An 8,061-nucleotide genomic window follows, 5' to 3' on the forward strand; every position below is an offset into this window, starting at 1 on the left:
ACTATTCATGAGATTACTCCTATGGCACTTTCGTGCTGGTTTTATAAAGATTCGCACCTCTATCAAACCGGGTAATCTCTCCTTTTGCAAGGACCTTCTGTCAGATCAAATCGAAACTAATACACCTGAGAAAAACAGGAGCTGCGAAAACTGGAGAACTTCTCTGCTTTTACTCCGCAGTTTTGGTTCTGACTCTTCATGCACTTCATTCTTATTTCTTTTTTCCCTGCCCCTTCTTCTTTGAGGTGTTGAGTTCACTCCACTGCAGTAGGCTGTGCTGCGCGCACTGTTATCCTATTGCTCAATCATTATCTTCCCACTCTCTTCCCTACCACACGGCTCTGCAAGCAACGCCGCTGGGCTCCAGCCTGCGCTGGGGCGAAGGGGGGTGAGGCTAACTCTCTTTCGTAAGCGACCAACGCTCCTGCCTATAAAGCACAAATGAAACCAGCTAAAGTGACCAGAATTTAACGAAGCGAGGTCTGTGATGAAACACACGTGAAGTAAAACAAGTGATCCAGATAAAATAGCGTTTGGCAGAGATCTACATTCCCTGGTTATTTTAATTTCAAATATTAAAAACTGAATTTGAATGACAATGAAAAGATGCCAAGTTTACCGAGTTGGGCTATCAATAATAAGTATCTACTTGTTTATAATACTGCTCAGGGACACAATGATTTAGCAAGGGATCTGCTGCTCATTTTCCACTCGTCAGCAGAAGCTTACCGTTAATCGTGAAAGCATTGATGCACACGGGCAATCATATATGATGTCCATACATAAGGTGAAAAGAGTATGAATATGCAAAAACTTAAACCGCCGCATTCGCAACGTGGATTCACACTACTAGAAGTATTAATGGTAGTTGTTATCATTGGAATCATTTCTTCTATTGCGTTGCCAAACTATAGGACCTTTATTGTCTCCAATCGTAGCACTACAAATGCTGCTCTTTTGCATGGCGCGATTACGCATGCAAAAACATTGGCTGGAATAAGTGGAGCGGTCACGATGTGTAAGAGTGATAATCCTGATGCTCCGGTGCCAATATGTTCGAGTTTGGCCAGCAATGGCGCGTCGAATACAGGTTGGGGCAGCGGTTGGATACTTTTTCAAGATAAAAATGCTAATGGTCAATATGATGCTGGTGATACCTTAATCAAGGTTCAGCCTGCTTTATTTCGAAGTGTAACGGAAGGTTCGATTGTTCCTCAGCCAAATACTCAATCTATTACTCTTGGGGGAATAGGTGGAACTGTTATCACTGGCACTGCAATGTATTTTTATGTCAAACCACCCGATGATTATGTAAATGCAACCTATAACCGTTACGTCTGTGTTTCTTCTGTAAGAAAAGTAAGCGTTGTTAAAACTTTACCCTGTCCCACTTGAGACTGCCATGAAACAGTTAAATTTCAATAAGCAAAAAGGTGTCTCGATGGTAGAAATCGTCGTGACGATGGTGGTTGTATCAATAGGTCTTTTGGGCGTCGCTAGCTTGCAGGCAAATACCTTAAGATATTTAAAGTCATCTAATTATCGCTCCGAGGCCAGCCAGGCAGTGTATGAGATTGCTGACCGTATGCGTGCTAACCCTCAGGCATTTAAGGATAAAGATAGTCAAACTGTCCTCACTTACTATAATTATCAAACTGCCTATAGCACCACTATCGCAAGTGTGCCAGTGGTGCCTACATGTGCTGTGATTACAGCCTGTACTGCCCAAGAGGTGGCAAACAAAGACATTGCTGAGTGGCTGAAAAACCTAGGGATACGTATGAATGGTGGGGCGGGAAATATATTTAAGAATACCGCTGGAGATTATGATATTTATGTGATGTGGAAGGAAGTTAATTTTACAACGCTGGATCCCTCTTGTCCAAATGGTAACCCTCCGTCGCCCGGTGCCGGAATACGTTGCATTAAATTAAGTATGACACCTTGAGTGAGGCAAAAGTGATTAGTACTAATTTAAAATATTCTCAGGGGCGTACCCTGGTTGAGTTAATGATAGCAATGACGATAGGGCTTATCATTTCCTTGGCTGTGACCGCAATGTTTGTGAATAATTCGCAAACCTATAGAACTTTCGATGATAAGTCTGTCATGGAGGAAGATGGCAGGATGGCATTGAACATGATTGCATACCACGTTCGTATGGCTGGAACTGGACCAACGCTAAATACGGGGCTCCAAACAGCTACAGGTGGTGGAGTCTCATCTTACGATCTGACGGGCGGAGAGGCGATATCCGGTTGTAGTGGCGGTTATGTTTCGCCAGTTGCCGTTCCTGTTGCTTGCAATTTGACCACCACTGGCCCGGATAGTTTTACCGTACGCTATGTTGTCGATCTTGATAACTCCAACCAGGCGTCACCGTCCCTTGTTGCGCCAACTGACTGTCTGGGGCAGGCAGTTGCGCTTAATGTTAGACCGCCTCCAGGTCAATCAGATTATACGGTAGAGAATCGCTATTACATTGCCGTGAATCCGACGACATTGAGAAGTGAATTGTATTGTGCGGGAAATGGCGGAATTCCATTAGGAGGCGCTCCCTTTTTGGCTGGGCAACCGATCATGGAAAATGTCATTGATATGAAGCTTATCTATGGTTACGACCAACAAAATTACCAGTCAGCAAACAGTTTCTTTAATGCTGCCGATTTAATGGGTGCAACAGTACCAGCTCCTGTTGGCGAAGCCACGCCATTACCGGGTGATCCGGCAATTACTAAATGGAGTCGTATTGTTTCTGCAAAAATATGTCTGTTAATGCGCTCCGCCAATGATGGTTTGTCACCTAAGCCAATGACCTACACTAATTGTTCTGGAACTGTTGTTACCGCAATGGACAAACGCTTGTACTCGACGTTTACTACTGTAGTTGGCGTCCGTGGACGCCTTTCTGGAAGCACATTATGAAAAATAAACAAAACACCCAAAGAGGTTTTGTCATGTTGACAGCCATGGTATTTCTCTTGGTCTTGACAATTTTGGCGCTAACGGCAGTGCGTAGGGCAACGCAGGGAGAAAATATAGCCAAGAATATGGGAGAGCAAAATGTCACTTTTCAAGCGGCAGAGAATGCATTGCGTTTTTGCCAAAAGGACATTGAGCAAACTCTCGGGGGGGATTCATCGTTACTTTTGGGTACTGTACAAACTTCCTTGCATTTCATACCGATTAATCGATACAAGGGGGGGCCTCCGGATTTCTTGATTCCAGATCTCTGGCGTACCAAAACTAATTGGGTATCCCTGGGATATAGGCTGCCAGCGAATACAATCAGAAATGTATCTGACCAGCCTGAATGCATAATCGAAGAGTGGAAGAAACCACCTGCGCAAGGTTTCGTGAGGAAAAAAAATGCAGGTACTGGATTGAATTCAGCCTTTGTAACGACAGTAAGAGCTCAAGGGGTTGCAGCTAGCTCAGTGGTATGGTTGCAACTGATATGGTACCCCGGTGGCAACTAATTTTTGCTGTGCGCCACACAAGGCAGGTTAAGTAAAACGACGAGGACATCATGAATAATAATTTAAGAAAACCGATCAGCTATTATTTGATCTGCGCATTGGCAGCACAATTTGGCTGGTCTGGTTATGCCCAGGCAGGCATTTCGCAAATGCCGCCTCTGGTGAAGCCCAATGTGCCACCAAACATCTTTTATACGCTGGATGATTCTGGTTCCATGATGTTTGAGAATTTGCCGGATGATATTCCAAGAACTGGGAGCGGGGATGTAACTGGTACGGGATATGATGATTACTGTACAAATACCTGCTGGGTAACTAGTGTATTTCCGCGACCCGCAAATACGTATAATATTTCTGGTGATTACGATCCCAATTACCGGACAGTTGTTGGTTTTAATCATAATATTACGGTGGCACGCTGGCGTTCCTCGGATGTCAATAAAGCCTACTATGATCCCAAGGTCTTATATGTTCCCTGGGCAAACCCTGCGGGCGGACAAATGCTCCCAGCGAATCCTGCAGCTGCATTGCTGAACCCTGTTGCACCTAACGGTGGAACGAATACAACGGCGATGGATTTGACGCAAAATCAAACTTTTGCCGCTGGCTATGCTGCATGGTTAAACGATGCAGCAACTGCGTGGGATACTGGTGCGCGTACTGTATTTCCAGCCTTATACTATATTTACAATCCTGGCGGTAGTTGTAATCAAAGTACATTGTCATGCTATACCAGGGTGGAAATCAAAACTGGTACGAGCTTGCCTGCCAAAGCTGCGGCTAGAACGGATTGCCCTGGGTCTTCTTGTACAATTACTCAAGAGCAACAGAATTTTGCTAACTGGTTTCAATACTACCGTTCGCGCATTTTGGCTGCACGGGCGGGTACAGGTCTGGCATTTGCCAAGCAAAGTGCTACATTGCGAGTAGGTTTTGGTACGATTAATACCACTGGAACGATAATTAATCATGTTTCGGATGATTTTACTGACCCTAATAAAACCGCGTTTTTGAATACTCTTTATAAGCATAGAATGCCTGCGGCGAGTACGCCTTTGCGCAAGGCAGTTGATGAAGTGGGGCAGTACTTCAGGGACAGGACTGTTAATGGTCCGTGGCAAACACAATATGGTGTTGGCAATACCTCGGCACAGCTCTCATGTCGTCAGAACTATAATATTTTGATGACGGACGGGTATTGGAATGGTACTGCAGCTGGCGGTGGCCGTAATGCCAATTATGATGGTACGGCTGGACCTACGATTACAGGGCCAAATTCGACAAGTTATACATATAGCCCGGTCGGGCCATTTAATGATACTTACAGTGATACGCTCGCCGACATCGCTTTTTATTACTGGTCGCGTGATTTGCGTGACGACTGGGGACCTGAAAAGAAAAATGTTCCTGTTTCCGGTGCCGATCCTGCTTTCTGGCAGCACTTGGTACACTTTACCGTGGGCTTAGGGGTAAAGGGAACTCTCAACTATCCTGCAGATTTGCCTGCTTTAACTGCGGGAACCAAACAATGGCCAAACGGTGCATCAAGTCAAATTGATGACTTGTGGCATGCCGCAGTAAATTCTCGTGGTAAATTTTTTAGCGCCTCCAATCCTACGGAGTTTTCTGCGGCCCTGGAATCATCATTAAATACGATTTCTGAACGAATAGGCGATGCAGCTGCGGTTGGTACTTCCAGCAATACAGTTCGTAGTGGTACCAGTCTATATACTTCCAGCTATCGCACTTCTGATTGGTCTGGTCAAGTTGTGCAAAGGCCTTTAGATATAAATGGGAACCTGACTACAGCAGGCTGGGTTGCTTCAGCACCTGCTTTTGCAACACGAAAAGATCAGGTGTTTACCTATGTTGATGCCACCACGAAAGGGCGAAAATTTGATCTGGCGAATTTGACTGCTGGTGATCAAGCTTATTTCACTACTGAAGCCGCTACCTATACGCCTGCTAATGCTGTTACCGGTGCTAACATTGTTGACTATATAAAAGGTGGCCCTGACCTTGGCTATTTGCGTCCACGCACCCAGGCATTTGGTGATTTTGTAAATTCTGCACCTCAGTATTTGAAAGAAGGTGAAGATGATGGTTATGATTTTTTACCTGCTGGCGCTCCAGAAAAAGCGAATTCATATAGCGATTTCCTGACATTCAAAGCCGGACGTGCATCTATGGTGTACATTGGTGCCAACGATGGGATGTTGCATGCACTTGATGGTTCGACCGGTGTTGAAAAGTTTGCCTATGTGCCCAAAGGGGTAATGAGTACCTTGTCGCAGCTATCCAGAACGACTTACGGACACAAATTCTTTGTTGATGGCACACCTACAGTGGGCGATTACTGGGATGGCGGCTGGAAAACTGCCTTGGTAGGCACTACTGGGGCTGGTGGTCGCTCAGTGTTTGCACTTGATGTGACGAATCCAACTAGCTTTGCTCAAAATAATATCTTGTGGGAAGTCACGTCAGCGAATGATGCGGACTTGGGATATACCATAGGCAATGCTCAAATTGGTCGCTTGCCAAATGGTGATTGGGTTGCCATATTGGGTAACGGGTATGAAAGTGCGAATAAGCACGCAGTTTTATTCTTGATACGGCTCAAGGATGGTCTTGTAACTAAAATTGATACAGGATCAGGTAGCGTGGCAACCCCAAATGGATTGTCTTCCCCAGCCCTCCTGTTCAATGTGGATTCAACCATCAAGGCGATTTATGCTGGTGACATACAAGGTAATCTTTGGAAATTTAATGTAGCGAGTTCAGGTACGACAGTTGCTTACTCTGGCACACCTTTGTTCAAGGCCATACGTTCTAGTAAAGTGCAGCCAATTACTGCACCACCTGACCTTACCCCGCATCCAAGGGGCGGAATGGTGGTTTTGTTTGGAACAGGTAAGATATATGAAACCGATGATGCATTGAATACGGATGTTCAATCCATATATGGGGTATGGGATAATACCGGGGTAGCAAATGTTACTGCTACTGCTATTACTGGAGGCCAGTCAGCTTTGCAAAAGCAAACGCTAACTGCATCTGGAAGTAGTTATACCGTTGACAATCAGTCACTGGACTATAGTGTGAAACGTGGATGGTATATGGATCTGGATACATCACTTTCTACAGGAGAGCGTATTACGATAGAGCCACAAGTCTATTTCGATGAGGTCATCTTTACGTCGATTATTCCTGCAGGTGCAACAGACACTTGTTCCTCTGACGGTAAGTCAACTACATTTGTTTTGCGTGCTTTGACTGGTGGAGTCTTCCCTTTCCCAGTATTTGATACAAATGGTGATGGAAAGGTAGATTCCTCTGACACTTTGATTGCAGGTAAACAAGGTAACCTCACGTTTGGTACCACAATCCTTAAAAAAGGGAATAAGTCGATAATCTATCAACCACCCTCATCTGGATCTACGGATGCAAATGGACCGAGACCAGTCCAAACCAGCTTTTCGCAAGGTGATGTTCCAGCAACTCGTGTTTGGAAACAATTGCTGCGTACGGATTAAGATATTTAACAGATAAATATAGAGGTGAGAAGTGTTGCCACGAAACTTTGAAAAAGGCTATACCCTGGTAGAGGTCATGATAGTTGTGGCTATATTGGGGCTATTAGCAGCAATTGCCGTTCCTTCTTATACTGATAATTTAAGGAGGGGGCGTCGTAACGACGCGAAGGCTAAATTAATGCAGAATGTGCAGTTTATGGAGTCGTTTCTGTTGATTAATGAAAAGTATGATGTTGATAAAGGAGGCACTGCTGTTGCACTACCGACCTTGGTTAGTCCTGCTGGAGCAACTGGAACAGCAGTGGACTATAATTTTAGCTTTGCGGCTCCGACTACGTCGACAACGTATAAAATTCAAGCCGTGCCAGCGAACAAGATGACTGGGGATGACTGTGGGACTTTTACGGTCGACAATACCGGAGCACGTACTGTATCTGGTTCACTTACGATCGCGGACTGCTGGTATAGATAATCTGAGCCTGTAAAAATAACTGTGTAAGTTCTCCCGGAGCTATTGGTGAGCGTTGATGCGCTCACCAAATTCGCTATCAAAGCGATTCAGTGCCTGTCGCCAGTGTTGTATAGGCATGGTCCATTTCTTCGCTGCCTGTTGTATCGCCAGGTACACCACTTTCATGGCCGAGGCATCATTGGGGAAAAATTTTCTGCGCTTGGTGGCTGACCGGATGACGCTGTTAAGTGATTCGATGGCATTGGTCGTATAAATGGCCCTGCGTATCTCCGGCGGATACTCGAAGATGGTCCGTAGATTGGGCCAGTGGTTTGTCCATGATTTGGCAACCTGCGGATACTGATGATTCCACAGCCCAGCAAAGCGTTCCAGTTCTGCCAGTGCCTGCTCTTCAGTGGCAGACTGGTAGATGTGCTTTAAATCGGCAGTGACTTCTCTGTAGTCTTTCCAGGAGACATATTTCAGGCTGTTGCGCACCATGTGCACAATGCAGAGCTGAATACGGGTCTGTGGGTATTCGGCAGCAATGGCTGTCAGGGAAGCCTTTCAAACCATCGACACAGGCAATCAGAATATC

General features: G+C 45.3%; 6 protein-coding genes and 1 pseudogene. 6 read left to right on the plus strand and 1 reads right to left on the minus strand.

The window, feature by feature from the left end:
• Positions 1-798: 798 nt before the first annotated feature.
• From ACO0LC_RS28825 to ACO0LC_RS28850, 6 genes are read left to right on the plus strand one after another with little or no spacing between them, the layout of a single operon-like run.
• Positions 799-1,395, plus strand: coding sequence for a GspH/FimT family pseudopilin (locus ACO0LC_RS28825; protein ID WP_423009654.1), 597 nt, complete (start codon positions 799-801; stop codon positions 1,393-1,395).
• 7 nt (positions 1,396-1,402) lie between these two features.
• Complete coding sequence (pilV, locus tag ACO0LC_RS28830; protein WP_423009656.1) at positions 1,403-1,948, plus strand: type IV pilus modification protein PilV; 546 nt, start codon at positions 1,403-1,405, stop codon at positions 1,946-1,948.
• On the plus strand, positions 1,945-2,925 hold the full coding sequence (locus ACO0LC_RS28835) for a PilW family protein (protein WP_423009658.1): 981 nt from the start codon (positions 1,945-1,947) through the stop codon (positions 2,923-2,925). The genes pilV and ACO0LC_RS28835 overlap by 4 nt, the downstream gene beginning before the upstream one ends.
• Positions 2,922-3,479: a pilus assembly PilX family protein gene (locus ACO0LC_RS28840; RefSeq protein WP_423009660.1), complete on the plus strand. Its 558-nt coding sequence runs from the start codon at positions 2,922-2,924 to the stop codon at positions 3,477-3,479. The genes ACO0LC_RS28835 and ACO0LC_RS28840 overlap by 4 nt, the downstream gene beginning before the upstream one ends.
• A 50-nt stretch (positions 3,480-3,529) precedes the next feature.
• Positions 3,530-7,012, plus strand: a complete 3,483-nt coding sequence (locus ACO0LC_RS28845; RefSeq protein WP_423009662.1) for a pilus assembly protein — start codon at positions 3,530-3,532, stop codon at positions 7,010-7,012.
• Positions 7,013-7,043: 31 nt separating this feature from the next.
• Entirely contained in the window at positions 7,044-7,484 is a 441-nt protein-coding gene (locus ACO0LC_RS28850; protein WP_423009664.1) for a type IV pilin protein, read from the plus strand.
• A gap of 39 nt (positions 7,485-7,523) precedes the next feature.
• Here ACO0LC_RS28850 and ACO0LC_RS28855 read toward each other — a convergent pair.
• Positions 7,524-8,061: pseudogene (locus ACO0LC_RS28855) on the minus strand (IS256 family transposase); the annotation flags it as partial.

It is taken from the genome of Undibacterium sp. JH2W (genome assembly GCF_049340425.1).
Lineage (GTDB): Bacteria > Pseudomonadota > Gammaproteobacteria > Burkholderiales > Burkholderiaceae_D > Undibacterium.

What these genes read in the sequence shown, in the direction of transcription:
- ACO0LC_RS28825 (WP_423009654.1), top strand. Translation starts at nt 799, where the DNA reads ATGAATATGCAAAAACTTAAACCGCCGCATTCGCAACGTGGATTCACA.
- pilV (WP_423009656.1), top strand. Translation starts at nt 1,403, where the DNA reads ATGAAACAGTTAAATTTCAATAAGCAAAAAGGTGTCTCGATGGTAGAA.
- ACO0LC_RS28840 (WP_423009660.1), top strand. Translation starts at nt 2,922, where the DNA reads ATGAAAAATAAACAAAACACCCAAAGAGGTTTTGTCATGTTGACAGCC.
- ACO0LC_RS28845 (WP_423009662.1), top strand. Translation starts at nt 3,530, where the DNA reads ATGAATAATAATTTAAGAAAACCGATCAGCTATTATTTGATCTGCGCA.